Source organism: Arenimonas sp. (assembly GCF_041913985.1).
In the GTDB taxonomy this organism is placed as follows: Bacteria; Pseudomonadota; Gammaproteobacteria; order Xanthomonadales; family Xanthomonadaceae; genus Arenimonas.
The window spans coordinates 26,281-53,138 of record NZ_JAYSEG010000016.1 but is presented as its reverse complement, the minus strand read 5'-3'; the positions used below and the strand labels follow the sequence as shown (position 1 = coordinate 53,138).

Below are 26,858 nucleotides of genomic sequence, written 5' to 3'. Positions count from 1 at the left end.
CCATGATCCCGACCGACTTCCGCATCGAGCCCGCCGATTACCAGGCCGACCTGAAGGACCTGAGGGAAGTGCGCGAGACCGTCTTCATCCTGGAACAGAAGGTTCCGGAAGAGGAGGAATGGGACGACCTGGACCCGCGCAGCCACCACGTGATCGCCCGCGACGACAACGGCCGCCCCATCGGCACCGGCCGGCTGACGCCCGAACACAAGATCGGCCGCATGGCGGTGCTGAAGGAATGGCGCCAGCGCGGCGTTGGCGACGCCCTGCTGGTGGCGCTGATGGACAAGGCCCGCAGCCTGGGCTGGACCGAGGTGAGCCTCAACGCCCAGGTCAGCGCCGAGGCCTTCTACGCCCGCCACGGCTTCCAGCCCTACGGCGAACGCTTCATGGAAGCCGGCATCGAGCACCAGGCCATGCGCCGCGCGCTCGAACCGCTGGCCGGCCCGGACCGCTACCCGGCCCGGGCGCGCGAGGCTTCGGTGCCGTCCACCGACTTCGACAGCCTGTCGGTCGCCACCGAGGCCACGCTGGCCGTGGTGCGGGCCGCGCGACGCGAGCTGGTGCTCTTCAGCCGCGACCTCGACCCGGTGCTGTACAGCCAGCCGGCCGTGCTCGAGGCCTTCAAGGACTTCGCCATCGCCGGGCGCGGCGGCGTGGTGCGCATCCTGCTGCTCGACCCCGCCGCCGTGCAGGGCCAGGGCCACCCGCTGCTCACGCTGGCCCAGCGCATGACCTCGGTGTTCCAGTTCCGCACGCCCACCGACGACGTGGACCTGCAGTACCCCTCAGCGTTCCTGGCCAACGACCGTGACGGTTACCTGTTCCGCCAGCTCGGCAGCCGCTGGGAGGGCGACTGGAGCCCGGCCAATCCGTCCCGTACCCGGCAGTTGCTCGATCATTTCGGCCGGGTCTGGGAGCGTTCCCGCGGCGTCACCGAGTTCCGGGCCCTGGGGATCTGAGGCGCGGGCACGACACCGCGACCAAAGTCCAGCCCCCGCGGGCACCCCGTACAGCCTGCGTCGGGTTCTAAAGCCCGGCGGCGCCAGCTATAATCGCAGACCTTGTCGCCGCTCCGTTGCGGCGCCGCGACATCCCATTCCATCAATCACTTACCTGCCGTTGAGGCGGGCCAGGCCAGGGTCGTGGACAGTCTGATCAAGCAGTTTAAGCAGACCTCTCAGCTCGCCGGCGGAAACGCCGCCTTCATCGAAGACCTGTACGAACAGTACCTGGTCGATCCCGACAGTGTCCCGTCGGCCTGGAAAACCTACTTCGACGGCTTCAAGGGCCGCGAGGCCGGCGACGTGCCCCACTCGGCCGTCATGGCCCAGGTGCAGGCGGCCGCCCGCGCCCCGGTCGTGGCCGGTGGCCTGGACGACGAGTCGGCCCGCAAGCAGGCCGCGGTCGGCAAGCTGATCACCGCCTACCGCTCGCGCGGCCACCTCGGCGCCCGCCTCGACCCGCTGGGCATGATGGCCCGCCCGGACGCCCCGGACCTGGAGCTGGCCTTCCACGGCCTGTCCGACGCCGACCTCGACCGCGAGTTCACCGTCGACACCTGGTTCGCCCAGCCGCGCTTCAAGCTGCGCGACCTGCTGGCGCGCCTGCGTGCCTCCTACTCGGGCAGCATCGGCGCCGAGTTCATGCACATCTCCGACGCCAACCAGCGTCGCTGGATGCAGCAGCGCCTCGAGGGCGCGGCCGGCACCTACGGCTTCGACAAGGCCGCCAAGCAGCGCCTGCTCGAGCGCCTCACCGCCGCCGAGGGCCTGGAGCGCTACCTGCACACCGCCTTCGTCGGCCAGAAGCGCTTCTCGCTCGAGGGCGGCGACGCCCTGATCCCGCTGATGGACACCCTGGTGCGCCGCGGCGGCAGCGACGGCATCAAGGACGTGGTGATCGGCATGGCCCACCGCGGCCGCCTGAACGTGCTCATCAACACCATGGGCAAACCGCCGCACAAGCTGTTCAACGAGTTCCGCGGCCAGTTCGAGCACAACGACGACCCGGCGCACTCGGGCGACGTGAAGTACCACATGGGTTATTCCTCCGACGTCGCCACCCCGGGCGGCCCGGTGCACCTGGCGCTGGCCTTCAACCCCTCGCACCTCGAGATCGTCGACCCGGTCGTGGCCGGCTCGGTGCGCGCGCGCCAGATGCGCCGCGAGGACGCGCAGCGCAAGCAGGTGCTGCCGGTGCTGATCCACGGCGACTCGGCCTTCGCCGGCCAGGGCGTGGTGATGGAGCTGTTCCAGATGTCGCAGGCCCGCGGCTTCCGCGTCGGCGGCACCCTCCACGTCGTGGTCAACAACCAGGTCGGCTTCACCACCAGCGCCGCCGAGGACGCCCGCTCCACGCTGTACTGCACCGACGTGGCCAAGATGGTCGGCGCCCCGGTGCTGCACGTGAACGGCGACGACCCGGAGGCCGTGGCCTTCGTGGCCGAGCTGGCCTTCGACTTCCGCCAGGCCTTCGGCAAGGACGTGGTCATCGACCTGGTCTGCTACCGCCGCCACGGCCACAACGAGGCCGACGAGCCGGCGGCCACCCAGCCGCTGATGTACCAGAACATCCGCGCCCGCAAGACCACCCGCGAGCTCTACGCCGAGGCGCTGGCCGCCGAGGGCGTCATCGACGCCGCCGGCGCCAAGGCCCTGGTGGACGCCTACCGCGACAAGCTCGACAAGGGCGAGGTCACCACCGACCTGGTCAAGGTCGGCCCCGACCCCTACGCGGTCGACTGGACCCCGTGGCTCAAGGGCAAGCTCAAGGACGAGGTGAAGACCCAGGTCAAGCGCGCCGAGCTCGACAAGCTCGCCACGCTCATCAACACCCTGCCGGCCGAACTAAAGCTGCACGCCCGCGTCGCCAGGATCTACGACGACCGACGCAAGATGGCCGCCGGCGAGCTGGCCATGGACTGGGGCTTCGCCGAGAACCTGGCCTACGCCACCCTGCTGGCGGAAGGCTACAAGCTGCGCGTGGTCGGCCAGGACGCCGGCCGCGGCACCTTCTTCCACCGCCACGCGGTGCTGCACGACCAGGCCACCGGCCAGGCGCACATGCCGCTGCGCGCGCTGGTGAAGAACCCCGAGCACGCGCTGGTCATCGACTCGCTGCTGAGCGAGGAGGCCGTGATGGCCTTCGAATACGGCTACAGCACCGCCGAGCCGTCCACGCTCAACATCTGGGAAGGCCAGTTCGGCGACTTCGCCAACGGCGCCCAGGTGGTGATCGACCAGTTCATCACCTCGGGCGAGTCGAAGTGGGACCGCCTGTGCGGCCTGGTGCTGTTCCTGCCGCATGGCTACGAAGGCCAGGGCCCCGAGCACAGCTCGGCGCGCCTGGAGCGCTTCCTGCAGCTGTGCGCGCTCGACAACATCCAGGTGTGCACGCCGACCACGCCGGCGCAGATGTTCCACATGCTGCGCCGCCAGATGCTGCGTGCCACCCGCAAGCCGCTGGTGGTGATGACGCCCAAGTCCATGCTGCGCCACAAGCTCTCGGTGTCCACGCTCGACGAACTCGCCAAGGGCGGCTTCCAGGAGCTGATCGCCGACAGCACCTGCAAGGACCCGAAGAAGGCGCGCCGCGTCGTGGTCTGCGGCGGCAAGGTCTACTACGACCTGGTCGAGGCGGCCGAGGCGAAGAAGGTCACCGACGTCGCCATCGTGCGCGTCGAGCAACTCTACCCGTTCCCGCGCGAGGCGCTGGCGGCCGAGCTCAAGCGCTTTGCCGGGGCCAAGGAAGTGGTGTGGTGCCAGGAAGAGCCCATGAACCAGGGCGCCTGGTACCAGATCCGCCACCACCTCGACTTCTGCCTGGGCAAGGGCCAGTCGCTGAGCTACGCCGGGCGCGCGCGCTCGGCCTCGCCGGCCGCGGGCCACCTGAACACGCACAACATCGAACAGGCGAAGCTGATCGAGGACGCCCTCGTCAACGCGCCCAACACCCACACCGCTGAATAAGCCTTCCCTTTCCACGCACCCAGGACCTCGTCCATGAGCATCGAAGTCAAAGTCCCGGTCCTTCCGGAATCCGTGTCCGACGCCACCATCGCCACCTGGCACAAGAAGGCCGGCGACGCCGTCCGTCGCGACGAGAACCTGCTCGACCTCGAGACCGACAAGGTGGTGCTGGAAGTGCCCTCGCCGGTCGACGGCGTGCTCAAGGAACTGAAGTTCCAGGCCGGCGACACCGTGACCAGCCAGCAGGTCGTGGCCATCATCGAGGAAGGCGCCGCCGCGCCGGCTCCGGCGCCCGCCGCCGCTGCCGCGCCCGCCGCTGCCCCGGCCGCCGCTCCGGCCAAGGCCGCCGCGCCCGCCGCCGCCAAGGCCGGCGTCGAGCTGCCGCCGGGCGCCGCCGCGCACGCCGCGCGCAACGACGTGAACCCGGCCGACGTCGCCGGCACCGGCCGCGGTGGCCGCGTGACCAAGGAAGACATCGTCAACCACATCAAGGTCGGCGGTGGCGCCCGCCCCGAGCAGCGCGTGCCGATGACCCGCATCCGCCAGCGCATCGCCGAGCGCATGATGCAGTCGAAGAACTCCATCGCCATGCTCACCTCGTTCAACGAAGTGAACCTGGGCAAGGTCATGGCCATGCGCAAGGAGCTGGGCGAGCCGTTCGAGAAGACCCACGGCATCAAGCTCGGCTTCATGAGCTTCTTCGCCAAGGCCGCCGCCAATGCGCTGCAGAAGCACCCGATCGTGAACTCCTCGGTCGACGGCAACGACGTGATCTACCACGGCTACGCCGACATCTCGATCGCCGTGGCCACCGACAAGGGCCTGGTCACGCCGGTGCTGCGCAACGTCGAGAACATGTCCTTCGCCGACATCGAGGGCGCCATCGCCGGTTACGCCAAGGCGGCCCGCGAGGGCGGCCTGAAGCTCGAGGACCTGCAGGGCGGCACCTTCACCATCACCAACGGCGGCACCTTCGGTTCGCTGATGTCCACGCCCATCGTCAACCCGCCGCAGTCGGCCATCCTGGGCATGCATGCCATCAAGGAGCGCCCGATCGCCGAGAACGGCCAGGTCGTGATCGCGCCGATGATGTACATCGCGCTCAGCTACGACCACCGCATCATCGACGGCAAGGACGCGGTGCTGTTCCTGGTGGACATCAAGAACCAGCTGGAAAACCCGCACCGCATGCTGCTGGGGCTCTGACCATGGCCGAGAACTTCGACGTCGTCGTCATCGGTGCCGGCCCGGCCGGCTACCACGCCGCCATCCGCGCGGCCCAGCTGGGCATGAAGGTCGCCTGCATCGACGCGGCCCTGGGCAAGGACGGCAAGCCCGCCCTGGGCGGCACCTGCCTGCGCGTGGGCTGCATCCCGTCCAAGGCCATGCTCGACAGCTCGCGCCAGTGGCACAACCTGCACCACCTGTTCGGCGAGCACGGCATCAGCACCGAGGGCGCCAAGCTCGACGTGGGCACGATGGTTGGCCGCAAGGACAAGATCGTCAAGCAGTTCACCGGCGGCATCGCCCAGCTGTTCAAGGCCAACAAGATCACGGCCTACTACGGCTTCGGCACCCTGCACCCGGGCAAGCTGGTGAAGGTGAAGCAGCACGACGGCACCGAGGTCGAGCTGCAGGGCAAGCACGTCATCCTGTCCGCCGGCTCGGATTCGATCGAGCTGCCGTTCGCCAAGTTCGACGGCAAGCACATCGTCGACAACGTCGGCGCGCTCGACTTCACCGAAGTGCCCAAGCGCCTGGGCGTCATCGGCGCCGGCGTCATCGGCCTCGAGCTCGGCAGCGTCTGGAAGCGCCTGGGCGCCGAGGTCACCATCCTCGAGGCCATGCCCGACTTCCTGGCCGCCGCCGACGCGGAGGTCGCGAAGGTCGCGCTCAAGGAATTCAAGAAGCAGGGCCTGGACATCAAGCTCGGCACCAAGGTCTCCAAGGCCGAGGTGAAGAAGAACGAAGTGCACCTGACCTACAACGACGGCAAGGCCGACCACGAGCTGGTGGTCGACAAGCTGCTGGTGGCGGTGGGCCGCAAGGCCGCGTCCAAGGGCCTGCTGGCCGAGGGCACCGGCGTTCAGCTCAACGAGCGCGGCCAGATCGTCGTGGACGACCACTGCGCCACCGGCGTCGAGGGCGTCTGGGCCGTGGGCGACTGCGTGCGCGGCCCAATGCTGGCGCACAAGGGCTTCGAGGAAGGCATCGCGGTGGCCGAGCTCATCGCCGGCCTGCCGGGCCACGTCAACTTCGACACCATCCCCTGGGTCATCTACACCGAACCGGAAATCGCCTGGGTCGGCAAGACCGAGCAGCAGCTCAAGGCCGAGGGCACCCCGTACAAGACCGGCAGCTTCCCGTTCGCCGCCGTCGGCCGCGCCGTGGCCATGGGCGAGCCGGCCGGCTTCGTCAAGGTGATCGCGCACGAGGAAACCGACCGCATCCTGGGCATGCACCTGGTGGGCGTGAACGTTTCCGAGCTGGTGCACGAAGGCGTGCTGGCCATGGAATTCCACGGCTCCGCCGAGGACCTGGCCCGTATCTGCCACGCCCACCCGACGCTGTCGGAGGCCATCCACGACGCCGCCATGGCGGTGGACAAGCGCGCCATCCACAAGGCGAACTGAGCAACTGGTGTACCCTTCCGAGAGGCGCCCCCGGGCGCCTCTCGGCGTTTCAAGCGCCGCTGCGCAAGGAGACCCCGCCATGAGCATCCCCGCCACGTTCCGCGCCTTCCGCATCCACCATTCCGACGGCCACCGCGCCGGCATCGAGGCGCTGTCGCTCGACGACCTGTCGCCCGGTGAAGTGGTGGTGCGCGCCGAATGGTCGAGCGTGAACTACAAGGACGCGCTCGCCGGCACCGGCGAAGGCAAGATCCTGCGCCGCTTCCCGCTGGTGGGCGGCATCGACGTGGCCGGCCACGTGGTCGCGTCCACCGACCCGCGATTCCGCGAAGGCGACCCGGTGCTGTGCACGGGCTCGGGCCTGTCGGAAACCCGCGACGGCGGCTATTCGGAATACGTGCGCCTGCAGGCGGACTGGACCATTCCCCTGCCCGCCGGCCTGGGCCTGCGCGAAGCCATGGTGCTGGGCACCGCCGGCTTCACCGCCGGCCTGTCGCTGCTGCGCATGGAGCAGAACGGCCAGGTCCCGGCCATGGGCCCGGTGGTGGTCACCGGCGCCACCGGCGGCGTCAGCATGCTGGCCATCGACATCCTCACCCGCGCCGGCTACGAAGCCCATGCCATCACCGGCAAGTTCGAGCACCTCGACTTCCTCACCCGCCTCGGCGCCCGCCAGGTGATCAACCGCAAGGACATGCACTGGGGCCCGCGCCCGCTGGAAACGGCGATCTGGGCCGGCGCCATCGACAGCGTCGGCGGCGACACCCTGGCCGGCCTGACCCGCGTGATCCACCCCTATGGCAACATCGCCAGTTGCGGCCTGGCCGGCGGCCACGCGCTCAACACCACGGTGATGCCCTTCATCATCCGCGGCGTGTCGGTGCTGGGCATCGCCTCGGCCGGCACCGCCCGGGCCCAGCGCGAGCAGGTCTGGGAGCGCCTGGCCGGCCCCTGGAAGCCGGCCCACCTGGACGCCATCTGCACCCGCGAAACCACGCTCGACGAGCTCCCCCAGGTCTTCCCGACCATGCTCGCCGGCGGTTCCTTCGGACGAACGGTCGTTCGTCTCTGACCCGGCTTGCACCCTGACCGCCCCCCCGGCATACAATCACCTACCCGTTGGAGGCCCATTCATGGCACGCATCCTGATCGTCGATGATTCCCCGTCCCAGCTGATGGGCATGAAGCGCATTGTTGAAAAGCTGGGCCACGAGGCCCTGACCGCCGAAGACGGCGCCGCCGGCGTGGAGATGGCCAAGGCCAACGTGCCCGACCTGATCCTGATGGACGTGGTCATGCCGAACCTCAACGGCTTCCAGGCCACCCGCGCCATTTCCAAGGAAGCGGCCACGGCCCACATCCCCATCGTGCTGGTCACCACCAAGGACCAGGAGACCGACAAGGTCTGGGGCATGCGCCAGGGCGCCAAGGCCTACATCACCAAGCCGTTCAACGAAAACCAGCTCATCGAGGTCATCAACAGCCTGCTCGCGGGCGGCTGAGGACGGAGCGCGTTTCGAACACGGATCAGATCGGATCGAAACGGATCAAATCCGATCCAGCAAACGCAGAAGGGGTCCCGGGCAACCGGGACCCCTTCGCTTTTTCAGGCCTTGCGCGGGTCGAAGTCGAAGGCCTCGGCCATCTGCCGGTAGAGCGCCTTCTGGGCCTCGGTGGCGGCCTTGGGCGCGCGCACTTCGATCTCGACGATCTGGTCGCCCGCCGCGGGTTTGCCCGGCAGGCCGCGGCCGCGCAGGCGCAGCTTGCGGCCGGTGTCGGAATCGGGCGGCACGCGCAGCTCCACCGCGCCGCCCAGCGTGGGCACGCTCACGGTGGCGCCCAGCGCCGCCTGCCAGGGCGCCAGCGGCAGCGTGTAGAGCACGTTGCGCCCGTCCACTTCGAATTCGCCGTGCGGGCGGTAGTCGATCTCGAGCTTGAGGTCGGCGCCGCGCTGGCCCTGCCCGGCCAGGCGGATCACCTGCCCCGGCTGGATGCCGGCGGGAATGTTCACCTCGAGCTTGCGGCCGTCCACCTCGATGCGCTGCTTGCCGCCGGCGTAGGCCAGCTCCAGCGGGATGGCCAGCTTGGCGCGGGTGTCGCCCGGCGGTTCGGGGCGGCCGCGGCCGGGGCCACGGCCGCCGAACAGGGATTCGAAGAAGTCGCTGAAGCCGCCGCCGCCGAAATCCTGCTCGAAGCGGAACCCGTGGCCGCCGAAACCGCCGGCGCCGAAATCCGGCGGCGGCCGGAACTCCTCGCCGGGCCGGTAGCCCTGGGCCTTGAGCTGGTCGTAGGCGGCGCGCTTCTCCTTGTCGCGCAGCACCTCGTAGGCCTCGTTGATGGCCTTGAAGCGCTCCTCGGCGCCCTTCTCCTTGCTCACGTCGGGGTGGTACTTGCGCGCAAGGCGGCGGTAGGCGGTCTTGATCTCCGCCTCGCCGGCCGTCGGTTCGACGCCCAGGGTGTCGTAGTAGTCCTTGAACTGCATCGTCTGCCCTTGGAAGTAGAAAAACCCGCGGCACGCGCCCGCGGGTCCAGTTTACGCGCGGGGGCCGCGGCCCGGCAGCCGGGCCGCGGCGGGAAACAACCTCAACCCACCTGGATGCGGCGCGGCGTGGTCTCGGGGCGCTTGGGAATGATGATCTCCAGCACGCCGTGCTTGCCGGTGGCAGTGATGCCTTCCGGGTTGGCGCTGTCGGGCAGCGCGAAGCGGCGGTAGAACACGCCGTGCGCGCGCTCGATGCGCGAATAGCGGTCGCCCTCGGTCACCGATTCGGTCTTGCGTTCGCCCTTGATCGAAAGGATGCCCTTGTCCATCTGCACCTCGATCTCGTTCGGGTCCACGCCCGGCAGGTCGGCCTGGATGACAAAGCGGTCGGCCTCCTCCTTGACGTCCACGCGCGGCATCCACTGGCTGGTGACCACGCTGGACGCATCGGCGTCGTCGGCGTTGAAGAACTTGTCGAACACCTGCTTGATCTCCTCCTGCAGGGCCCGCGGGTGGTTGGCGTTGTAGCGGATCAGGCTCATGTCTCGTCCTCCGTGGAATCGGCGGCGCGGAGGCCGCCATGCCGGGAAAATAGGGGCGCCGGGGCGGCCTTCAAGACCCCCACCCGGCCTTCACCGCGGGGGGTTAAACTCGCAGTTTGCCCTTCCACCCCCGGAGTTCCCCATGACCCTGCAAGTCGGCGACAAGCTTCCCCAGGCCACCCTCAACGTGCTGCGCGACGGCGTGCAGGCGATGGACACCAGCGAGATCTTCGGCGGCAAGAAGGTGGTGATGTTCGCGGTGCCGGGCGCGTTCACCCCGACCTGCTCGGCCAAGCACATGCCGGGCTACGTGGCGAAGATGGACGAATTCCGCAAGCGCGGCATCGAAGTGGCCTGCCTGTCGGTGAACGACGCCTTCGTGATGGGCGCCTGGGCCAAGGACCAGGACGTGCCGGCCGACCTGCTGGTGCTGGCCGACGGCAACGGCGCCTTCACCCAGGCCATGGGCCTGGAGCTCGACGCCACCGCCTTCGGCATGGGCCTGCGCGCCAAGCGCTTCGCGCTGTACGCCGAGGACGGCGTGGTGAAGCAGCTGCACGTGGAAGCCCCGGGCGAATTCAAGGTGTCCTCGGCCGACTACGTGCTCGAGCACCTGGCCTGAGTTTTCCACCCTGCTAGGGCAATACGCGCAGTGACAATTCCGCCCAGGCGCCGGTGTCGGCCAGGGCGGTGATGCGTTGCTCGCCCGCGGTGTCGAAGGCATGGGTCCAGTGCAGGGCGCCGAGGGTTTCGCCGGCCAGGCGGCCGTTCACCAGCCAGCGTACGCGCGCCGCCGTGCCAAGGGCGCGCAGGCGCAGCGTGGGCGGCGTGCTGCTGCCGGGGGCGCGGGCCAGGCGGCTGCCGTTGGCCGGGCCTTCGATGCGCAGGGATTCCACCGCCGCCAGCGCATCCGGCGCGCAGTCCGGCGCCAGCGCCGGGATGGCCGAGGCGCGGCGCTCCTGCGCCGGCAGCCACGGGTAGGCCAGGCTGGGCCAGCGCGCGATTTCCACGCGCTGGCGCTCGTGCCGCGCAGTGCACGACGCCGACAGGCGCAGGCCGCTGCGTGCGTCCACGTCGATCGGCAGCCTGCCGGCGCTCCACAGCCGGGCCTCGCGTTCTGGCAGCGTCGGCGGCAGCTGGCCCGCCAGCACGTAGGCCTCGCGGCGCCGCTGGCACAGCCCGGGCGCGGCCGGGTCCGGCGGCAGGCCCAGCGGCCAGCAGATCTCGCGTTTTTCCACGGTGGCCGGCATCGGCGGCCGCGCCGTGTCGGCCGCCGCGCGCGGGAGGCTGTCCACCACTTCGAACAGCAGCGGCAGCGCCGTGATGGCGCCGTACTGGCCGGGCAGCGGCGTGCCGTCGGGGCGGCCCACCCACACGCCCACGGTGAAACGGGTGGTGCTGCCGATCGCCCAGGCGTCGCGGAAGCCGAAGCTGGTGCCGGTTTTCCAGGCCACGCGCTGGCGCCGGCTGGTGTCCACCAGGCCTTCGCGCTGGCCGGGCCGGCCATGTGATTCCAGGATTTCGCGCACGATCCAGGCCGCGCCCGGCGACAGCAGCCGGCGTTCGACCAAGGGCGCTTCCGGCGTGTAGCGCACCTGCCCGGCCAGGCCGCCGCGGTTGAGCGCGGCATAGGCGCCCACCAGTTCCTCCAGCCGCGTGCCGGTGCCGCCGAGGACGATGGACAGGTTCGGTTTGGCGCCGCGCGGCAGCTGCAAGGCCAGGCCCGCGTGCGCGAGCCGCGCGGTGAAGCGCTCGGGGCCGACGCGGTCGAGCAGGTCCACCGCCGGCACGTTCAGCGACAGGCGCAACGCCTCGGCCACCGACACCGGCCCGTTGAAGGCCGGGTCGAAGTTCACCGGCCGGTAGTCGCCGAAGGCCTGCGGCGCGTCCACCAGCAGGCTTTCCGAATGCACCAGGCCGTCGTCCAGCGCCAGGCCGTAGAGGAAGGGCTTGAGCGTGGAGCCGGGCGAGCGCACGGCGCGCACCATGTCCACGTGGCCGAGCCGGCGCGCGTCGCCGAAGGCCAGGGAGCCGACGTAGGCGCGTGCTTCCAACGTGGCGTTGTCCACCACCAGCAGCGCCGCCGAGCTGCGTTCCGGCAGCTGGGCGAAGTAGGCCGCGAGCCGCGCCTCGAGCGTGCGCTGCAGGTTGGCGTCGAGCGTGCTGGTGACGTGCGCCCGGCCCGGGTGTGCCGCGCGCAGGCGCTGGGCAAGCAGCGCCGCCGACACCGGCGGCTGCAGGCGGCGCGCGACCACCGGTTCGATGCGCGCGGCATCGACGTCGTCCTGGCTCCACGTGCCCTGCCCGGCCAGGCGCGCCAGCACCTTGTCGCGGGCGGCGCGCGCGGCCTCCGGGTGGCGGTCGGGGCGCAGGCGGCTGGGGGCCTGCGGCAGCACCGCCAGCAGCGCCGCCTCGGCCTGGGAGAGTTCGCGCGCGGGTTTGCCCAGGTAGGCCCAGCTGGCCGCCTCCACGCCTTCCACGGTGCTGCCGAAGGGCGCGTGGTTGAGGTAGAGCGTCAGGATTTCCTGCTTGTCGAGCCGCCATTCCAGCTGCAGGGCGCGCAGCGCCTGGCGCAGCTTGCCGCCGGCGCTGCGCGGCTGCGGGTCGAAGATGCGCGCGACCTGCATGGTGAGCGTGGAGCCGCCGGACACCACGCGCCCGTTCGCCAGCCACTGCCACCCGGCGCGCGCCAGCGCCAGCGGGTTCACGCCGGGGTGGCGCCAGAACCAGCGGTCTTCGTAGCCCAGCAGCGCCTCGAGGTAATACGGCGACACCTGTTCCGGCGTGACCGGATAACGCCACACGCCGTCGCGGTCGGCGAAGGCGCGCAGCGGCGTGCCGTCGGCGGCCAGCACCACGGTGGCGCCGCCGGCGCCGGGCAGCGGCGGCGGGAACAGGCGGTCGAGCGCGAACAGCGCCAGCAAGGCGAGCGCCAGGCCCACGACCCGGCGCCGCCAGCGCGGGCCGCGGCGCGCCGCCCTGCGGCGCCGCGGCGTGGCCAGGAACGGCCCGTGGCCGCCGCGCACCGCGCCGGCCCTCAGGGGTCGGCGACGGTGACCGTGGCCGGCACCGCCTGGCCGATGCCGCGCAGCTCCGGACGGTACATGTCCTCGACCTGCGGCGGCGGCACCACGTAGGTGCCCGGCGTCACCGCGCGCACCAGGTAGAACAGCTGCGCGGCCTGGCCCGGGTAGAGCCTGAGCGCGGCCACGTAGCGGTCGTCGCGGTACTCCTCGTGCGCCAGCTCGGCGGCGCCGCCGCGCTCGGAGAGCGTGATGCCCTCGATGCTCACGTCGGCCCACTGGTCCGGGTCGGTGAGGTTGAGGTTCTCGATCTCCAGGCCCGCGGGCAGGCGGTCCACCAGCAAGGCGTCGGGCATGGACTCCTTCGCCTCCACCCGCAGCGCCGCCACCAGCACCTGGCCCTCGCGCAGCGGGCCGGGTTTCCACGGCGTGCCGTCGGGGTTGAACCAGCTTCGCTTGACGCTGATGGCGCTGTCGTCGAAGGCCGGCGGCGTGCGCGGGATGCCGGCCACGTCGACGGTGGCGAACACCGGCGCCTCGGCCTCCGGCACGAAGCGCACGCCGGCGGCCAGGTCGCCCAGGCCGAGTTCGCGGCCGGCCAGGCGGTCGGGCGCGAGCGTGGTGGTGTCGTTGCCCACCGTGAGCTGGCCGGAGAAGGTGCGGCTGCCATCCAGCGCCAGCGTGCGGCCCAGGCGGGCCAGCGCGATCTGCTCCTGCGTGCTGTACCAGGCGTACTTCTCCGCGCCGCGCGCCTGCAGGGCGCGCGAGAGCGCCAGCAGGCGCTCGTCCTGGCCCGGCACCTTGCGCTCGTTCTCGCGCAGCAGGGCCAGCACCAGCGCGTCGTCGCGCAGGTCGGAGCCGTAGTCGCCCAGCCAGCGCGGGCGCTGCGACACCTTCGCCAGCGCTTCCTTCAGCGCCACCTCGGCGCGGGCGTTGTCGCCCTGCAGCGCCAGCGCCAGGCCCAGGTGGGCCAGCGGCAGGCCGGTGAGCGCATTGCCGCGCTGGTTGTCGTGCAGCGCGCGCAGCGTGCCCAGCGGCGCGCGGCCCAGCCTGGCGAGCACGTAGCCGGCGTGCGCCTGGTAGGCGAAGCGCAGGTGGTCGGAGGCGTCGTAGGCGTAGAACGGCAGGCCGCCGGTGAGCAGGTCCTCGTTGAGGCGCTCGAGCGCTTTCTGCAGCATGGCCTCGGGCACCGCGAAGCCGGCGTCGCGCGCGGCCAGCAGGAACTCGGCGATGGCCGGCGTCAGGATGGGCGCGGTGTCACCGCCGCCCCACATCGAGAAGTGGCCGTTGGCCGCCTGCAGCGCCGCCAGGCGGCTGAAGCTGGCCTCGAGCCGGCGCCGGCGCTCGTCCTCGCCCAGGCCGGTGAAGCCGAGGCTGGCCGCCGACTTCGCGTCGAGCAGCAGCGCCGCGTGGCCGCGGGTGGTGGTCTGCTCGACGCAGCCGTAGGGATAGTCGAGCAGGTCCTGCAGCGCGCGGGCGAACGGGATCGGCGGCTGCGCGGTGAGCGTGAGCCGCGCCTGCACCGTGCCCGGCATCAGCCCGGCCGCCAGTTCGGTGCCCAGCGACAGCGTGCCGCCAGGCGCCACCGACTGCGCCCGGCTGCGGGCGACGCTACCCCAGGCCGGCCGCACCGGCAGTTCGAAGCTGCGGTCCACCGCATGGCCGCCGCCGTCCACGCGCAGGCGCAGCTGGCCGGTGCCGAAGCCCTCGGTGCCGCTGAGCGCGAAGGACAGCGTGGTCTTCTCTTCGGGCGCCAGCGTCACGCTGCGCCTGCCCGAGGCCACCGCGATCGGCCCGGTGGCGTCGAGGCTGACGGCGAATTCACCCGGCTTGCCGGTGAAGTTCTGCAGGTCCACCGTCACCGTGCTGCGGTCGCCCGGCGCCAGCACGCGCGGCGCGCTGAGTTCGGCCAGCACCGGCGCGCGCAGCACGCTTTCGGCGCTGTCCTGGCCATACACGTCTTCGCTGAACACGAGCGCGGAAACGCGCAGCGTGCCGTTGAAGTCGGGCACCTGCACGTCCACCGTCGCGGCACCGGAGGCGTCGAGCTTCACCGGCCCCGCGAACAGGTCCACCGTCTGCACGCGCGCGGTCGGGCGGCGCGCCTGCGGCAGCGCCGGCAGGGCCAGGTCGCCGCCGAAGCGCAGCGTGGCGGTTTCGCCGGCGAAGCTTTCGATCACGCGGCCGTACAGGTCGTAGGCGTCCACGCCCAGGCGGCGCTGGGCGAAGAAATGCGCGCCGGCGTCAGGCACCGGGAAGCGGGTGATGTTGAGGATGCCCAGGTCGACCGCCGATACCGTGGCCCAGGCGGTCTTGCCCGCCAGCGCCGGCGCGGCGAGGCGCACCGGCAGCGCCTGGCCGGGGCGCGCGCTCGCCGGTGCTTCGACGGTGACGTCCACCCGGCGGTCGCTGCGGTCCATCGGCACGTGCGCCACGCCCACGGCGCGCGCCGGCGTGACCTTCTCCACCGCCGAGCCACCGCGCAGCACCAGCGCGGTCACGTAGACGTCGTGGCGCTCCCAGTCGGGCGTCACCTCGAGCTCGTAGCTGGCGCCGGGCTTGGCTTCCAGCGGCTGCACGTGCAGCAGATGGTCGCTTTCCACCAGCAGCAGGCCGGGGCCGGGCTGCGGCGGCGTCACCGTCACCACCAGGCGGTCGCCGGCGCGGTAGGCGGTCTTGTCGAAGGCCAGCTTCACCTTGTCGGGGCGGGCGTCGAGGCCGCGGTTCTGGTTGTCCCAGCTCCAGCCGACCACGAAGGGCAGGCGCGTGAGCAGGCCGGTGGCGGGGTCGAGCACTTCCAGCCGGTATTCGCCCCACTCCACCGGGAAGTCGATGCGCGTGCCGCCGTCGGCGCGCACGGCGAGTTCGCGGGTTTCGACGGTTTCGTGGCGGGCGGTGTAGTCGAAGGCCCAGCCGGCGTCGTCGCGGCGCCAGTGGTAGTCGCGGATCTCGCGCACCAGGCTCACCTTCAGGCCGCTCGCGGCCGAGAGCTTGCCGGCGGCGTCGCTGCGCAGGATCTCGAAGCCGGCGTTGCCGTTCGCGGGTGCGCCTTCGGCCGGGTCGAACAGCGGGCGCACGCCCACCAGCTGCGGCGCCGGCCAGAGCGTGCGCGTGAGGCTGCGCGTCACCGGGCGGCCGCCGCTCTCATACACGCTGCCGCTGACCACCACCGCCACCGGCGCGCCGGGCTTCGCGGCTTCTTCCGGCAACGTGAGCGTGGCCTCGAGCTTGCCCTGGGCGTCGAGCGCCTGGTCGAGCACGTCCTTCGCCTCTTTCGGCAGGCCCATCGTCGGGTCGCCGAAGTGGTGGTCGGGCAAGGACTGCACCGGGTGCAGCTCCGGGCTCACCGCCAGGCGCGCGGTGAAGCGGTTGCCAGCCGCGGGCGCGCCGTAGAGATAGGCGGCCTCGACCTGCAGCTTGAGTGCGTCGCCGGGCGCGAGCGTGGGCTGCGCGGCGTCGAGCTGCAGCTTCATGCGCTCGGGCAGGAATTCCTCGATGCGCAGCGAAAAGCCCTGCACCACCTCGCCGGCGCCCGGCGCGGTGCGGAACTCCACCTGCCAGCGGCCGGTGGGCGCCTCCGGCGGCAGCGCCTGGGTCCACTCGTAATAACCGCCCTCGCGCGGGTCGAGCCGGGTTTCCAGGTAGATCTTGCCGTCGGGCTGCTTCAGGCCCAGGAACAGCGGCTGCGCCTTCACCGCGCGGCCGTCGTGGTCGCGCATCAGGGCCGAGACGCGCAGGGTTTCACCCGGGCGGTAGAGGTCGCGGCCCGACCAGGCGAACACGTCGAACCAGGCCTGCGCGCGCCCGGCCACCGCGAAATCCGACAGGTCCAGCGCCGGCTGGTTGAAGGGCAGCACCGACACGTCGTTGCCGCTGCGCGCCACCAGCACGTGGCTGGCGTCGAGCGCATAGGCCACGCGGGCGTTGCCGGCGCCGTCGGTGGCGGCCCTGGCCACCACTTCGCCGCCGCGGTCGAGCACTTCCAGCGCCACGTCGCCCAGCGGCTCGCCCGACTGCAGCGAGGCCGTGTGCACGAACACGTCCTCGCCGTAGGCACGCAGGTGCAGGCCGATGTCGCTGACGAAGAAGATGGCGGTGTCGTAGTCGTCGTTGTAGGCGCCCACGCGCCGCATCAGCGCGAAATACACGCCCGGCGCCTGCAGCTCGGCGATGTTCTGCACCGGCAGGTAGGTGAGCCGGCGCTCGTTCTCGGCGCCGCCCAGCACGAAGCGGTTGAGGTAGACCGGCTCGGCCACGCGGGTGATGGCCACGCGGTCCTGCCACGGGCTGTCGCCCAGGTCCCAGCCGCCGCGGCGGCCGCCGCGCTGGTAGCTGACGAAGAAGTTGGCCACCTCGGCGTCGCGCACGCGCAGGAATTCGACGTCCACCTCGCCCACGTTCACCGACACCACCGGCAGGCCGCGGGTGTCGCGCGCCGGCAGCACGCTGCCCTGCGAGGCGAAGCCGACGGCGGGCTCCACCGGCCCGGTGTTCACCGCGCGGCGCTGCTCGCTGCCCAGGGTCTTGCCGTCGGCGGCGGCCAGGCCGGCGCGCAGCAGCACCGTGTAGTCGCGGCTGGCCTCGACGTAGGGGAAGCGCAGCACCTTCGCGCTGTCGTCGAGAACCCAGCTGCCGGTGACCGGTTCGCCGTTGGCGCCGGTGACCGCGATCAGGTCGTCGAAGGCCTGGCTGGCCGCCAGCGGCTGGGTGAAGCGCAGTTCGATGGCCACCTGGCCGTCGTGGCGGCCGTGGCCCGCGCCTTCCAGCGCGAAGCCTTCGATGGCGGGGCGGGCGTCCACCGGCGTGGCGCCCTGCAGCTCGGGCACCTGGTTGGCGTCGCGCCGGCAGCCGGCGGCGAAGGCAAGCAACAGCAGCAGCGACAGCACCGCCGCGCGGCGGAGGACGAACTTCACGACCATGGCCAGGCTCCCGGGGGACGGGAGCAGTATAGGTCGCCGCGCGGGATTCAGCCCTCGCCGGCCACCGGGAGTTTCGCGGCCTGGGCGGTGGCGGCGGCAACCTTGTCGATCGGGGTCATGCGCAGCACCAGGTCGGCCATGTCCATGCCCACGCCGGTGTTGCGCGAACGCATCATCGAGGCCAGGTCCACGTCCACGTAGCCCATCGGCTTGCCCTCGTGCGAGAAGGCCAGGCCCGGCACGCCGTCCACCAGCAGGCGGAAGGTGGGCGTGTGGGTTTCACCCAGCACCAGGCCCGGGCGGAACACCGCCACCCCGCCCCACTCGTCCGAGGTGCGCAGCACCGAGAAGAAGGCCATGCCGGGTTCGGCCTTGGTGCCCTGCGCCAGGTCCACGTACGGCAGCTTGCCGGGCGGGTTGCGCACGCGCAGCCAGGCCAGGCCCAGTTCGCCGTCGCGGGTCACCAGGTCGGCCGGCAGCCATTCCTCGCTGTCGGCCAGGCGCACGCGGAATTCGCTGGACTTGGCCACCGGCGACGCCTGGCCGGGCGTGCGGTTGCCCAGCGTGCCCAGGTCGAGGCTGATGGTGCGCTCGGGCACCAGCAGCAGGCCGCCTTCGCCGACCAGCACCGCCTGGGTGCGGTCTTCGATGCGCTGCTCGTTGCCGGAGTTGGTCACCGACATCACGAACTTCACGGTCACGATGGCGTCGGCGTGCTGCTTCGCCAGCAGGGCGTAGATGGCGCGGTAGTCCTCGAACTCGTCGGGGTGCGCGGCGGACAGCGCCGGCACGGCGGCCAGGGCCAGGGCGAGGACGAGGCGGCGGGCGAAAGTCATGGCGTCTCCGTGAGCCAGTAGCGTTCAAGATAGAGGATGCGCGTTTCCTGGCCGCGCAGCACCTGCACCGGGATGACCCGGCCGTTGCCCTTGGCCAGCGCCGCGTCGAGCGCGGACTGCAGGCTGGCGAGGTCGTCCACCGGCTGCTCGCCCAGGCGCACGATGACGTCGCCGCCCTGCAGGTGGGCCAGGCCGGCCGGGCCGCCGGCTTCGACGCCGTCCACCACCACGCCCTGCTGCGAGGCCGGCAGGCGGCGCGCGGCGCGGTCGTAGAAGCCCATCTCGCGGGTCTGGGCGCGCAGGCGCGTGAGCGCCAGCGTGCGCAGGGCCGAGGTGTTGGCCGGCGAATCGGCCAGCGTCACCTCGAAGGCCTGAGCCTTGCCGTCGCGGAAGCCGTCGAAGCGAACCCTGGCGCCGATGGCCAGGTCGCGCACGCGCTGGTGGAAGCCGTCGTCGGAATCCTCGTTGGCGGCGCGCAGGGCCACGCCGTCGACCGCCGACAGCAGGTCGCCCACCTTCGCGCCGCCCGCAGCCAGCGGGCTGCCCGGATAGACGCGGGTGATGCGGAAGCCGGAGGCCGGCAGGCCCAGGTCGCGCGCCAGCGAGGCGGTGACCGGCTGCACTTCGACGCCAGCCCAGGCCTTGCCGATCTCGGGCAGCGGGGTGCGCAGCTTGTCGCCGTGCACCGGCGCCAGCAGCGCCACGCGGCGCTCGGCCTGGCGCTGGAATTCGACCACCAGCGGCTTGCCGTCGGCCGAGGGCTTGCCCGCCACGGCCTCAAGCGCGGCGTGGTCGGCCACCGGCTGGCCGTTGATGCGGTGGATCACGTCGCCCGCCTGCAGGCCCGGGCGCGCGATGGCCGCCGGGCCGCCCGGGCGCAGGCCGGTGACCAGCAGGCCCTCGATGGCCTCGAGGTTGCGGCGGCGGCCCATGGCCGGCGTGAGTTCGGCCAGCGAGGCGCCGAAGGGCGCGAAGGCCCGCTCCTCGCCGCGATCCTCGGGCTGGGCCACCGTCTGCAGGCGCACTTCGCGGCGCTGGTCGCCCTGGGCCACTTTCAGCGTGAGCCGGGCGCCCACCGGCAGTTCGGCGATGCGCCGCTGCAGGGCCGGCACGTCCACCGGCTGGCGCGCGGTGATGGCGGCGCCGTCGAGCGACAGGATGCGGTCGCCGGCGCGCAGGCCGGCCTTCTCGGCCACCGAGCCACGCTCGACGGCGTTCACCAGCACGCCCTCCTCCAGCCCGGTGCCCTTGAGCGAGCGCAGGCGCAGGCCCAGGTGCGAACGCACGATGCGGCCGTCGGCGATCAGTCGGCGCACCACCTCGCCGGCGTCGGGGCCGGGGATGGCGAAAGCCAGGTCGCCGCCGAAGATCATGCCGCGGGTGTTCACGCCGACGATGCGGCCGGCCAGGTCCACCAGCGGGCCGCCGGAGTTGCCGGGGGCGATGGCGGCGTCGTGCTGGATCCAGGCGTAGTAGCGGCCGGTGGGTTCGTCGGCGCCCAGGCGGTCCTCGTAGTCGGCCTCGTCGTCGAACAGCGACACCAGCAGGCGGCGCGGGTTGTTCACCACGCCCGCGCTCATCGAGTTCGACAGGCCCCAGGGCGCGCCCATGGCCAGCACGGTATCGCCGGGGCTCAGGCCGAGGGTGTCGGCGAACCCGGCGTAGGCGAAGGTTTCGGGCTTGGGCGGCAGCACCTGCAGCACCGCCAGGTCGGACAGGGTGTCGGTGCCCACCAGCCGCGCCGGCAGCTCGCGGCCGTCGGCGAACACCACGCGGAAGCTCTTGCCCTTCTGGGTGACGTGGGCGTTGGTGGCGACATGCCCCTCGGGCGACACCACGGTACCGCTGCCCGAGGACACGCTGAGCACCGGTTCGCCCTGCTGGAAGTCCTCGCGCACGTTCAGGATGCTCACCACCACCGGCAGCACCTTGTCGCGCGCGGCGGCGATGGTGGCGGCGTCGGTGGAGCGCGCGGCGGCGGCGGGCGGTTCGGCCAGGGCCGCCGGGACGGCGACGAGCCAGACGAGGGCGGCAAGCAGGGCCGCGCGGGAACGGGTGGCAGGCATCAGGTCCTCCGGAAGGTCACCGCCCTTAGGGTACAGGCCGCGCGGAAGGTTCCGCGCGGCCTGCCGGGGATCAAGCTTCCGGCTGCGGCTGTGACGGCTCCGTCGGGGCCGCCTCGGCGTCCTCGGCCTCGGCCTCGAGCACGTCCACGCGCTCGACCGCGATCAGCTTCTCGTCCTCGGCCACGCGCATCAGGGTGACGCCCTGGGTGTTACGGCCCACCTGGCTGACCTCGGCGGCGCGGGTGCGCACCAGGGTGCCCTGGTCGGAGATCAGCAGGATCTCGTGCTCCTCGGTGAGCTGGATGGCGCCCACCAGCTCGCCGTTGCGCTCGCTGGTCTGCATGGCGATGACGCCCTGGGTGCCGCGGCCCTTGCGCGGGAACTCCGACACGGCGGTGCGCTTGCCGAAGCCGTTCTCGCTGGCGGTGAGGATGTCGCCCTCGCCGTCCACCACGATCATGGACACGACCTTGGCGGCCTGGCCCTCGCCGTCGTCCTTCAGGCGCATGCCGCGCACGCCGGTGGCGGTGCGGCCCATCGGGCGCACTTCGCTCTCGTCGAAGCGCACGGCCTTGCCGTTGCTGGCGAACAGCATCACGTTGCGGTTGCCGTCGGTGAGCTGCACGTCCACCAGGCCGTCGCCCTCGTCGAGGTTGATGGCCCAGATGCCGGTGGAGCGCGGGCGCGAGTATTCGCTCAGCGGGGTCTTCTTGACGGTGCCGTCGCGGGTGGCGAAGAACACGAAGTGGTCGTCGCCGAACTCGCGCACCGGCAGCACGGCCTGCACCTTCTCGCCTTCCTGCAACGGGATCCAGTTGATGATGGGGCGGCCGCGCGAGTTCGGGCCGGCGTCGGGCAGCTGGTACACCTTCAGCCAGAACACGCGGCCGGTGCTGGTGAAGGTGAGCAGCGTGTCGTGCGTGTTCACCACCCACAGGCGGTCGATGAAGTCTTCCTCCTTCACCGCCGTGGCCGAGCGGCCCTTGCCGCCGCGCTTCTGCGCGCGGTAGGTGGTGAGCGGCTGGCGCTTGGCGTAGCCGGCGTGCGAGAGCGTGACCACCACGTCTTCCGAGGCGATCAGGTCGAGCACGTCGAGGTCTTCCTCGCCCGGGCGGATCTCGGTGCGGCGCGCGTCGGCGTATTCCTCGCGCAGGTTGCGCAGCTCGGTGCGGATCACCTCGAGCAGCACTTCCGGGTTCTCGAGGATTTCGATCAAGCCGCGGATGACCTCGAGCAGCTGCTTGTATTCGTCGGTGAGCTTTTCCTGCTCCAGGCCGGTCAGGCGGTGCAGGCGCATTTCCAGGATCTGCTGGGCCTGCACCTCGGTGAGCTGGTAGCCGCCGGTGACCAGGCCGACGCCGGCCGGCAGGTCCTCGGGGCGCGAAGCCTCGGCGCCGGCCGCGGCCAGCAGCGCGCCGACCAGGCCGGGCTGCCAGGTGCGCGCCAGCATGCGCTCCTTGGCGACCACCGGGTTCTCGGAGGTCTTGATCAGCTCGATCATCTCGTCGATGTTCGCCAGTGCGACCGTCAGGCCCTCGAGGATGTGGGCGCGGGCGCGGGCCTTGCGCAGCTCGAAGATGGTGCGGCGCGTGACCACCTCGCGGCGGTGGCGGATGAAGGCCTCGAGCATCTGCTTGAGGTTGAGCACCTGCGGGCGGCCGTCGACCAGCGCCACCATGTTGATGCCGAACACCGACTCCATCGGCGTCTGCAGGTACAGGTTGTTGAGCACCACCTCGGCCGACTCGCCGCGCTTGACCTCGATGTAGACGCGCATGCCGTCCTTGTCGGACTCGTCGCGCAGCTCCGAGATGCCCTCGATCTTCTTTTCCTTCACCAGCTCGGCGATCTTCTCGATCAGGCGGGCCTTGTTGACCTGGTAGGGCAACTCGGTGACGACGATGGCCTCGCGGCCGTTGTCCTCGTTGATTTCCACCTCGGCGCGGGCGCGGATGCGCACCCGGCCGCGGCCGGTGTGGTAGGCCGCGTGGATGCCGGCGGCGCCGTTGATGATGCCGGCGGTGGGGAAGTCGGGGCCCGGGATGTACTGCATCAGGTCGCCGATGCCGGCGTTCGGGTCGTCGATGAGCGCGATGACCGCGTCGATCACCTCGCCCAGGTTGTGCGGCGGGATGTTGGTGGCCATGCCCACCGCGATGCCGGCCGAGCCGTTGACCAGCAGGTTCGGGAAGCGCGACGGCATCACCGTCGGCTCGAGCTCCTTCTCGTCGTAGTTGGGCTGGAAGTCGACGGTTTCCTTGTCGATGTCGGCCATCAGCTCGTGCGCCAGGCGCGACATGCGCGCCTCGGTGTAACGCATGGCGGCGGCGGAGTCGCCGTCGACCGAGCCGAAGTTGCCCTGGCCGTCCACCAGCAGGTAGCGCAGCGAGAACGGCTGCGCCATGCGCACCAGGGTGTCGTACACCGACTGGTCGCCGTGCGGGTGGTACTTGCCGATGACGTCACCGACGATTCGGGCCGACTTGTAGTAGGGCTTGTTGCTGTGCGCGCCCAGCTCGTTCATGGCGAACAGGACGCGGCGGTGCACGGGCTTGAGGCCGTCGCGGACATCCGGGAGCGCGCGGCCGACGATCACGCTCATGGCGTAATCGAGGTAGCTCTTGCGCATCTCGTCTTCGAGGTTGACCGGGATGATTTCCTTCGCGAGGTCTGCCATTCGTGCTTCCATTTCCTACGTGCGGGAGGGCGGCGCGAGGGCTCGCGGCGCGCGTGCTTTCAGGGACGTGAAATCATACCAGAAACCACCCCTCGACGGGGTGGCTTAGGCGGCGAAAAACAAGCACTTAGGCCGTGCTTCCGGGGCCAAAAAGCGCGGCCATGCGGGCCGCGTCCGGGCGCTCCACCACGCCCTTCTCGGTGACGATCGCATCGATCAGCCCGGCGGGCGTCACGTCGAACACCGGGTTCCAGGCCTGCACGCCCTCGGCGACCGTGCGGGTGCCGGCCACGGACAGCAGTTCGGCGGGGTCGCGCATCTCGATCTCGATGCCCTCGCCGCCCGGCGTGGCCATGTCCACGGTGGACGAGGGCGCCACCACCATCACCTTCGCGCCGTGGTGGCGGGCGGCGATGGCGTGCGAATAGGTGCCGATCTTGTTGGCGGTGTCGCCGTTGGCGCAGATGCGGTCGGCGCCGACGATGACCCACTGCACCGCCCCGCCCTTCATCAGGTGGGCGGCGGCGCCGTCGGCGATGAGCGTGGCGGGGATGCCGTCCTGCAGCAGCTCCCAGGCCGTCAGGCGGGCGCCCTGCAGCCAGGGCCGGGTTTCGCTGGCGTAGACCTTGGCAATGCGGCCCTCGGCGACGCCGGCGCGGATCACGCCCAGGGCGGTGCCGAAGCCGGCGGTGGCCAGCGAACCGGTGTTGCAGTGCGTGAGCACGCCGCTGCCGGGCGCGATCAGCGCGGCGCCGAGGGCGCCCATGCGGCGGTTCGCGGCCAGGTCTTCGGTTTCGATGGCACGGGCCTCGCGCTCGAGCACCTCGCGCCAGTCGGCGCCGGCGCCGGCCAGCACGCGGCGGATGCGGGCCAGGGCCCACATCAGGTTCACCGCGGTCGGACGCGCGGCCTGCAGGCGGTCCAGCGCCGGGGCCAGCGCTTCCAGCGCCCGGGCGCCGTCGGCCGCCTGCACGCCCCGCCCCGCCAGCACCGCGCCCCAGGCGGCGGAAATGCCGATGGCCGGAGCGCCGCGCACCACCAGGTCGTGGATGGCGCGGGCCACCGCGTCGCTGTCGGCGCAGGCCACGTCCTCGACCACGAAGGGCAGCTTGCGCTGGTCCAGCAGCGCCAGGTGGTCGCCCTGCCAGCGGATCGGGCGGATGCGGTCGTAGCGGTCGAAATCCATGGCGGCGTCCGTGAAGGTCAAGCGCCCGAGTTTACCAAGCCGCGCCGCGCGGCCGCCGCGTTATGCTTCGGCCATGGCCAGCCGCCCGACCCGCCGCAAGACCGCCGAGAACCCCGACGCCGGCATCGAGGGCCTGCTGCACGCCGCCTGCGTGAAGGCCGGCGCCGGCGCCGCCCTGCAGGTGTCGCTGGACGTGCTGCCGCTGCTGCGCCCGCTGGTGCCCGCGGGCGTGCGCTACGCCGGCAGCCGCGAGTCGGCCGGGGACATCCAGCGCGGCCTGGTCCAGGCCATCTACCAGCGCTACCGGCTCAAGCCGGCGGCCTGGGAAGTGGAAGGCGTGCTGGCCGTGGCCCAGACCCAGGCCGTGCTCAGCCCGCTGGCTACCCGCGAGGGCCTGCGCGGCCTGCTGCGCGGCTGGCTGCCGGATGCGCTCGCCGCGCCGCTGATGCGCTACACGCCGCTCGAGCCGCTGGTCACCGCCACCGTGCGCGCGGTGGCCGAAACCTGGGCCGCGGGTCGCTACGCCGACAGCGTCTGCCGCCTGCGCAAGGCCGGCGCCGACTGGCTGCCGGCGCCGCTGGCCAGCGCGCTCAACCTCGCGCCGTCCACGCTCAAGGCCTGGAGCACCGAGGCGCTGTCGCTGGCGATGCCGCCGCTCAAGCTGGCCACCGCGCTGGGCCGGCAGCTGACCGGGCTGGCGATGCCGCCGAAACCCGCCGCGCCGGCGAAGGCCCCCGCGCGCAAGCGGGCACCGCGCAAGGCCGCGGCGCCCCGCAAGGCCGCCGCGCCGCGCAAACCGAAGGCCTGAAACGAAGGAACCCGGCGCGAGGCCGGGTTCCGTGGGTGTTTCGCCGGGGCGTCGCCTCAGTACACGACGAAGTCCGCGCGGCAGCCGCGGTCCACCCAGATGCCACCGCGGCGCAGGCCCCAGCTGTAGCCGTAGTCGCAGGGCGTGCGGCTGAGCTGGCGCTGGATGTCGGCTTCGCGCACCGGGCCCGGCACCGGGCAGAAGCGCGAACGGCCGTCGCGGGACTCGCAGCGCACCAACTGCGGTTCGCCGTAGCCGTAGCCCGGGCGGCGGCCGCCGTAAGCCGGGGGCCGGCCGTAACCGGGACGACCGTAGGCGCCGCCGCCGATCTCGAAGCGGGCGCGGCAGCCGTGCGCCACCCAGACGCCACCGCGGTCGTAGCCCCAGGTGCGGCCGAGCACGCAGGCCTGGCGCGAATACTGGTCGACGATGCGCACGCCGCCGCGGGTGTCGGCCGGGCAGTAGCGGTCGCGTTCGCCGCGGGATTCGCAGCGCAGGGTGCGCGGACCATCGTCGCGGTAGTAGCGGTCGTCGGCGCGCGCCACCTGGGGAAGCGCGGCCACCAGCACCAGCACGGCAAGGAGGATTCGGGTCATCGTCTTGGCTCCGTCACGCCGGCCCGCTGGCCGACGGTTCGAATCTAGGCAGCCGCGCATGAATACGCGGCCAACCACCCCGGCCACGGCCACGCCGGCTCAGATTCGATTCATGCCCGTTCGAACGGGAAGGCCACCACGTCGGCGATCTTGTCGGTGCCCAGCAGGGCCATCATCAGGCGGTCGACGCCGAGCGCCACGCCGGCGCAGTCGGGCAGCTTGGGCAGCGCCGCGAGCAGCCGTTCGTCGATGGCGGGCTCGGCGGCGTTGCGGGCGCGGCGGCGGGCCAGGTCGGCTTCGAAACGGGCGCGCTGTTCGGCCGGGTCGGTGAGCTCGTGGTAGCCGTTGGCCATCTCCAGCGGGCCCAGGTAGGCCTCGAAACGCTCGGCCACCGGCGGCTGGCCCGGGCGGATCTTCGCCAGCGCGCACTGGCTCACCGGGTAGTCGTACACCAGCAGGATGCGGCTGGCGGGGATGGACGGCTGGATGAGGTGGGTCATCAGCAGGTCCAGCCAGTCGTCGCGGGTGAGGCCGGCCGGGTCGATGTCGTACACGCCCAGCGGCGAGCGCAGCTCTTCCTCAGGCGCGGTCATCGGGTCGAAGCCGAACTTGTCGAGGTAGAGCTGGCGGAAGCTGGTGTCGCGCACCGTGGCGCGGCGGCCGGCCAGGGCCAGCGCGGCCTTGAGCAGTTCGGCGGTCTCGTCCATCAGCTGGTGGTGGGTCCAGCCCACGCGGTACCACTCGAGCATGGTGAACTCGGGGTTGTGGCGCGCGCCCGCCTCGCCGTTGCGGAACACCTTGCCCAGCTCGTAGCAGTCGCCGACGCCCGCGGCCAGCAGGCGCTTGAGCGGGAACTCCGGCGAGGTGCGCAGCCAGCGGGTGGCGGCGCCGGCCGACTTCGGGCCGTCGAACTGCAGGGTGAAGCTCTCGATGTTCGGGTCGGTGTTGCCGGCCATCGAAAGCACCGGGGTCTCGACCTCGAGCACGCCGCGCTCGGCGAAGAAGCGCCGGATCAGCGCGTACAGGTCGGCGCGCAGGCGCAGGGCCTTGGCGGTGGCGGTGGGCTTGCTGTTCTTCATGCGCACACTCTACGCCCGGGCCGGGGCGCCGGGATGACTG

General features: G+C 71.6%; 18 protein-coding genes. 8 read left to right on the top strand and 10 right to left on the bottom strand.

What is annotated here, in order from left to right; translation table 11 throughout:
- Positions 1-2: 2 nt before the first annotated feature.
- The 6 genes from ACE3Q2_RS07400 (at position 3) to ACE3Q2_RS07375 (ending at position 8,106) form a co-directional block, all read left to right on the top strand.
- Positions 3-962 carry a GNAT family N-acetyltransferase gene (locus tag ACE3Q2_RS07400; protein ID WP_231694054.1) on the top strand — a complete coding sequence of 320 codons (960 nt, stop codon included), beginning with the start codon at positions 3-5 and terminating at the stop codon, positions 960-962.
- Between the two features lie 183 nt (positions 963-1,145).
- Entirely contained in the window at positions 1,146-3,971 is a 2,826-nt protein-coding gene (locus ACE3Q2_RS07395) for a 2-oxoglutarate dehydrogenase E1 component (RefSeq protein ID WP_374473575.1), read from the top strand.
- A gap of 33 nt (positions 3,972-4,004) precedes the next feature.
- Complete coding sequence (gene sucB, locus ACE3Q2_RS07390; RefSeq protein WP_374473574.1) at positions 4,005-5,177, top strand: dihydrolipoyllysine-residue succinyltransferase; 1,173 nt, start codon at positions 4,005-4,007, stop codon at positions 5,175-5,177.
- Positions 5,178-5,179: 2 nt separating this feature from the next.
- The gene (gene lpdA / locus ACE3Q2_RS07385; RefSeq protein ID WP_374473573.1) at positions 5,180-6,604 is read left to right on the top strand and encodes a dihydrolipoyl dehydrogenase; all 1,425 of its coding nucleotides are present in this window, start codon (positions 5,180-5,182) and stop codon (positions 6,602-6,604) included.
- A 79-nt stretch (positions 6,605-6,683) separates the two neighbouring features.
- A complete protein-coding gene (locus tag ACE3Q2_RS07380) occupies positions 6,684-7,676 on the top strand; it encodes an oxidoreductase (RefSeq protein ID WP_374473572.1) in 993 nt (330 codons plus the stop codon).
- Between the two features lie 61 nt (positions 7,677-7,737).
- The gene (locus ACE3Q2_RS07375; protein ID WP_231694058.1) at positions 7,738-8,106 is read left to right on the top strand and encodes a response regulator; all 369 of its coding nucleotides are present in this window, start codon (positions 7,738-7,740) and stop codon (positions 8,104-8,106) included.
- 104 nt (positions 8,107-8,210) lie between these two features.
- Here the strand turns inward: ACE3Q2_RS07375 and ACE3Q2_RS07370 are convergent, their stop codons facing one another.
- Positions 8,211-9,086, bottom strand: coding sequence for a DnaJ C-terminal domain-containing protein (locus ACE3Q2_RS07370; RefSeq protein ID WP_374473571.1), 876 nt, complete (start codon positions 9,084-9,086; stop codon positions 8,211-8,213).
- Positions 9,087-9,187: 101 nt separating this feature from the next.
- Positions 9,188-9,628 carry an Hsp20/alpha crystallin family protein gene (locus ACE3Q2_RS07365; protein ID WP_043800817.1) on the bottom strand — a complete coding sequence of 147 codons (441 nt, stop codon included), beginning with the start codon at positions 9,626-9,628 and terminating at the stop codon, positions 9,188-9,190.
- Between the two features lie 142 nt (positions 9,629-9,770).
- Between ACE3Q2_RS07365 and ACE3Q2_RS07360 the strand changes: the two genes are divergently transcribed.
- Positions 9,771-10,250, top strand: a complete 480-nt coding sequence (locus tag ACE3Q2_RS07360) for a peroxiredoxin (RefSeq protein WP_231694060.1) — start codon at positions 9,771-9,773, stop codon at positions 10,248-10,250.
- 13 nt (positions 10,251-10,263) lie between these two features.
- On the opposite strand, the gene pbpC is transcribed toward ACE3Q2_RS07360, so the two are convergent.
- The 6 genes from pbpC to mtnA form a co-directional block, all read right to left on the bottom strand.
- The gene (gene pbpC, locus ACE3Q2_RS07355; protein WP_374473570.1) at positions 10,264-12,654 is read right to left on the bottom strand and encodes a penicillin-binding protein 1C; all 2,391 of its coding nucleotides are present in this window, start codon (positions 12,652-12,654) and stop codon (positions 10,264-10,266) included.
- 11 nt (positions 12,655-12,665) lie between these two features.
- The gene (locus ACE3Q2_RS07350; protein ID WP_374473569.1) at positions 12,666-17,564 is read right to left on the bottom strand and encodes an alpha-2-macroglobulin; all 4,899 of its coding nucleotides are present in this window, start codon (positions 17,562-17,564) and stop codon (positions 12,666-12,668) included.
- Between the two features lie 53 nt (positions 17,565-17,617).
- Positions 17,618-18,406: a hypothetical protein gene (locus ACE3Q2_RS07345; RefSeq protein WP_231694062.1), complete on the bottom strand. Its 789-nt coding sequence runs from the start codon at positions 18,404-18,406 to the stop codon at positions 17,618-17,620.
- A complete protein-coding gene (locus ACE3Q2_RS07340) occupies positions 18,403-20,472 on the bottom strand; it encodes a PDZ domain-containing protein (protein ID WP_374473568.1) in 2,070 nt (689 codons plus the stop codon). The genes ACE3Q2_RS07345 and ACE3Q2_RS07340 overlap by 4 nt, the downstream gene beginning before the upstream one ends.
- A 70-nt stretch (positions 20,473-20,542) precedes the next feature.
- Complete coding sequence (gyrA, locus tag ACE3Q2_RS07335; RefSeq protein ID WP_231694064.1) at positions 20,543-23,149, bottom strand: DNA gyrase subunit A; 2,607 nt, start codon at positions 23,147-23,149, stop codon at positions 20,543-20,545.
- Between the two features lie 127 nt (positions 23,150-23,276).
- Positions 23,277-24,335 (bottom strand): S-methyl-5-thioribose-1-phosphate isomerase, encoded by a 1,059-nt coding sequence (gene mtnA / locus ACE3Q2_RS07330; RefSeq protein ID WP_374473567.1) that lies wholly within the window; start codon positions 24,333-24,335, stop codon positions 23,277-23,279.
- Here mtnA and ACE3Q2_RS07325 point away from each other — a divergent pair.
- On the top strand, positions 24,334-25,143 hold the full coding sequence (locus ACE3Q2_RS07325; protein ID WP_374473566.1) for a hypothetical protein: 810 nt from the start codon (positions 24,334-24,336) through the stop codon (positions 25,141-25,143). The genes mtnA and ACE3Q2_RS07325 overlap by 2 nt on opposite strands.
- A gap of 56 nt (positions 25,144-25,199) precedes the next feature.
- Here ACE3Q2_RS07325 and ACE3Q2_RS07320 read toward each other — a convergent pair whose 3' ends face one another.
- On the bottom strand, positions 25,200-25,739 hold the full coding sequence (locus ACE3Q2_RS07320; protein WP_374473565.1) for a DUF3011 domain-containing protein: 540 nt from the start codon (positions 25,737-25,739) through the stop codon (positions 25,200-25,202).
- A 110-nt stretch (positions 25,740-25,849) separates the two neighbouring features.
- Positions 25,850-26,818: an EF-P lysine aminoacylase EpmA gene (gene epmA, locus ACE3Q2_RS07315; protein WP_374473564.1), complete on the bottom strand. Its 969-nt coding sequence runs from the start codon at positions 26,816-26,818 to the stop codon at positions 25,850-25,852.
- Between the last annotated feature and the right edge of the window lie 40 nt (positions 26,819-26,858).

Coding starts and splice junctions, on each gene's coding strand:
- ACE3Q2_RS07400 (WP_231694054.1), top strand. CDS start 3: ATGATCCCGACCGACTTCCGCATCGAGCCCGCCGATTACCAGGCCGAC.
- sucB (WP_374473574.1), top strand. CDS start 4,005: ATGAGCATCGAAGTCAAAGTCCCGGTCCTTCCGGAATCCGTGTCCGAC.
- lpdA (WP_374473573.1), top strand. CDS start 5,180: ATGGCCGAGAACTTCGACGTCGTCGTCATCGGTGCCGGCCCGGCCGGC.
- ACE3Q2_RS07380 (WP_374473572.1), top strand. CDS start 6,684: ATGAGCATCCCCGCCACGTTCCGCGCCTTCCGCATCCACCATTCCGAC.
- ACE3Q2_RS07375 (WP_231694058.1), top strand. CDS start 7,738: ATGGCACGCATCCTGATCGTCGATGATTCCCCGTCCCAGCTGATGGGC.
- ACE3Q2_RS07370 (WP_374473571.1), bottom strand. CDS start 9,086: ATGCAGTTCAAGGACTACTACGACACCCTGGGCGTCGAACCGACGGCC.
- ACE3Q2_RS07365 (WP_043800817.1), bottom strand. CDS start 9,628: ATGAGCCTGATCCGCTACAACGCCAACCACCCGCGGGCCCTGCAGGAG.
- ACE3Q2_RS07360 (WP_231694060.1), top strand. CDS start 9,771: ATGACCCTGCAAGTCGGCGACAAGCTTCCCCAGGCCACCCTCAACGTG.
- ACE3Q2_RS07345 (WP_231694062.1), bottom strand. CDS start 18,406: ATGACTTTCGCCCGCCGCCTCGTCCTCGCCCTGGCCCTGGCCGCCGTG.
- ACE3Q2_RS07340 (WP_374473568.1), bottom strand. CDS start 20,472: ATGCCTGCCACCCGTTCCCGCGCGGCCCTGCTTGCCGCCCTCGTCTGG.
- gyrA (WP_231694064.1), bottom strand. CDS start 23,149: ATGGCAGACCTCGCGAAGGAAATCATCCCGGTCAACCTCGAAGACGAG.
- ACE3Q2_RS07325 (WP_374473566.1), top strand. CDS start 24,334: ATGGCGGCGTCCGTGAAGGTCAAGCGCCCGAGTTTACCAAGCCGCGCC.
- mtnA (WP_374473567.1), bottom strand. CDS start 24,335: ATGGATTTCGACCGCTACGACCGCATCCGCCCGATCCGCTGGCAGGGC.
- ACE3Q2_RS07320 (WP_374473565.1), bottom strand. CDS start 25,739: ATGACCCGAATCCTCCTTGCCGTGCTGGTGCTGGTGGCCGCGCTTCCC.
- epmA (WP_374473564.1), bottom strand. CDS start 26,818: ATGAAGAACAGCAAGCCCACCGCCACCGCCAAGGCCCTGCGCCTGCGC.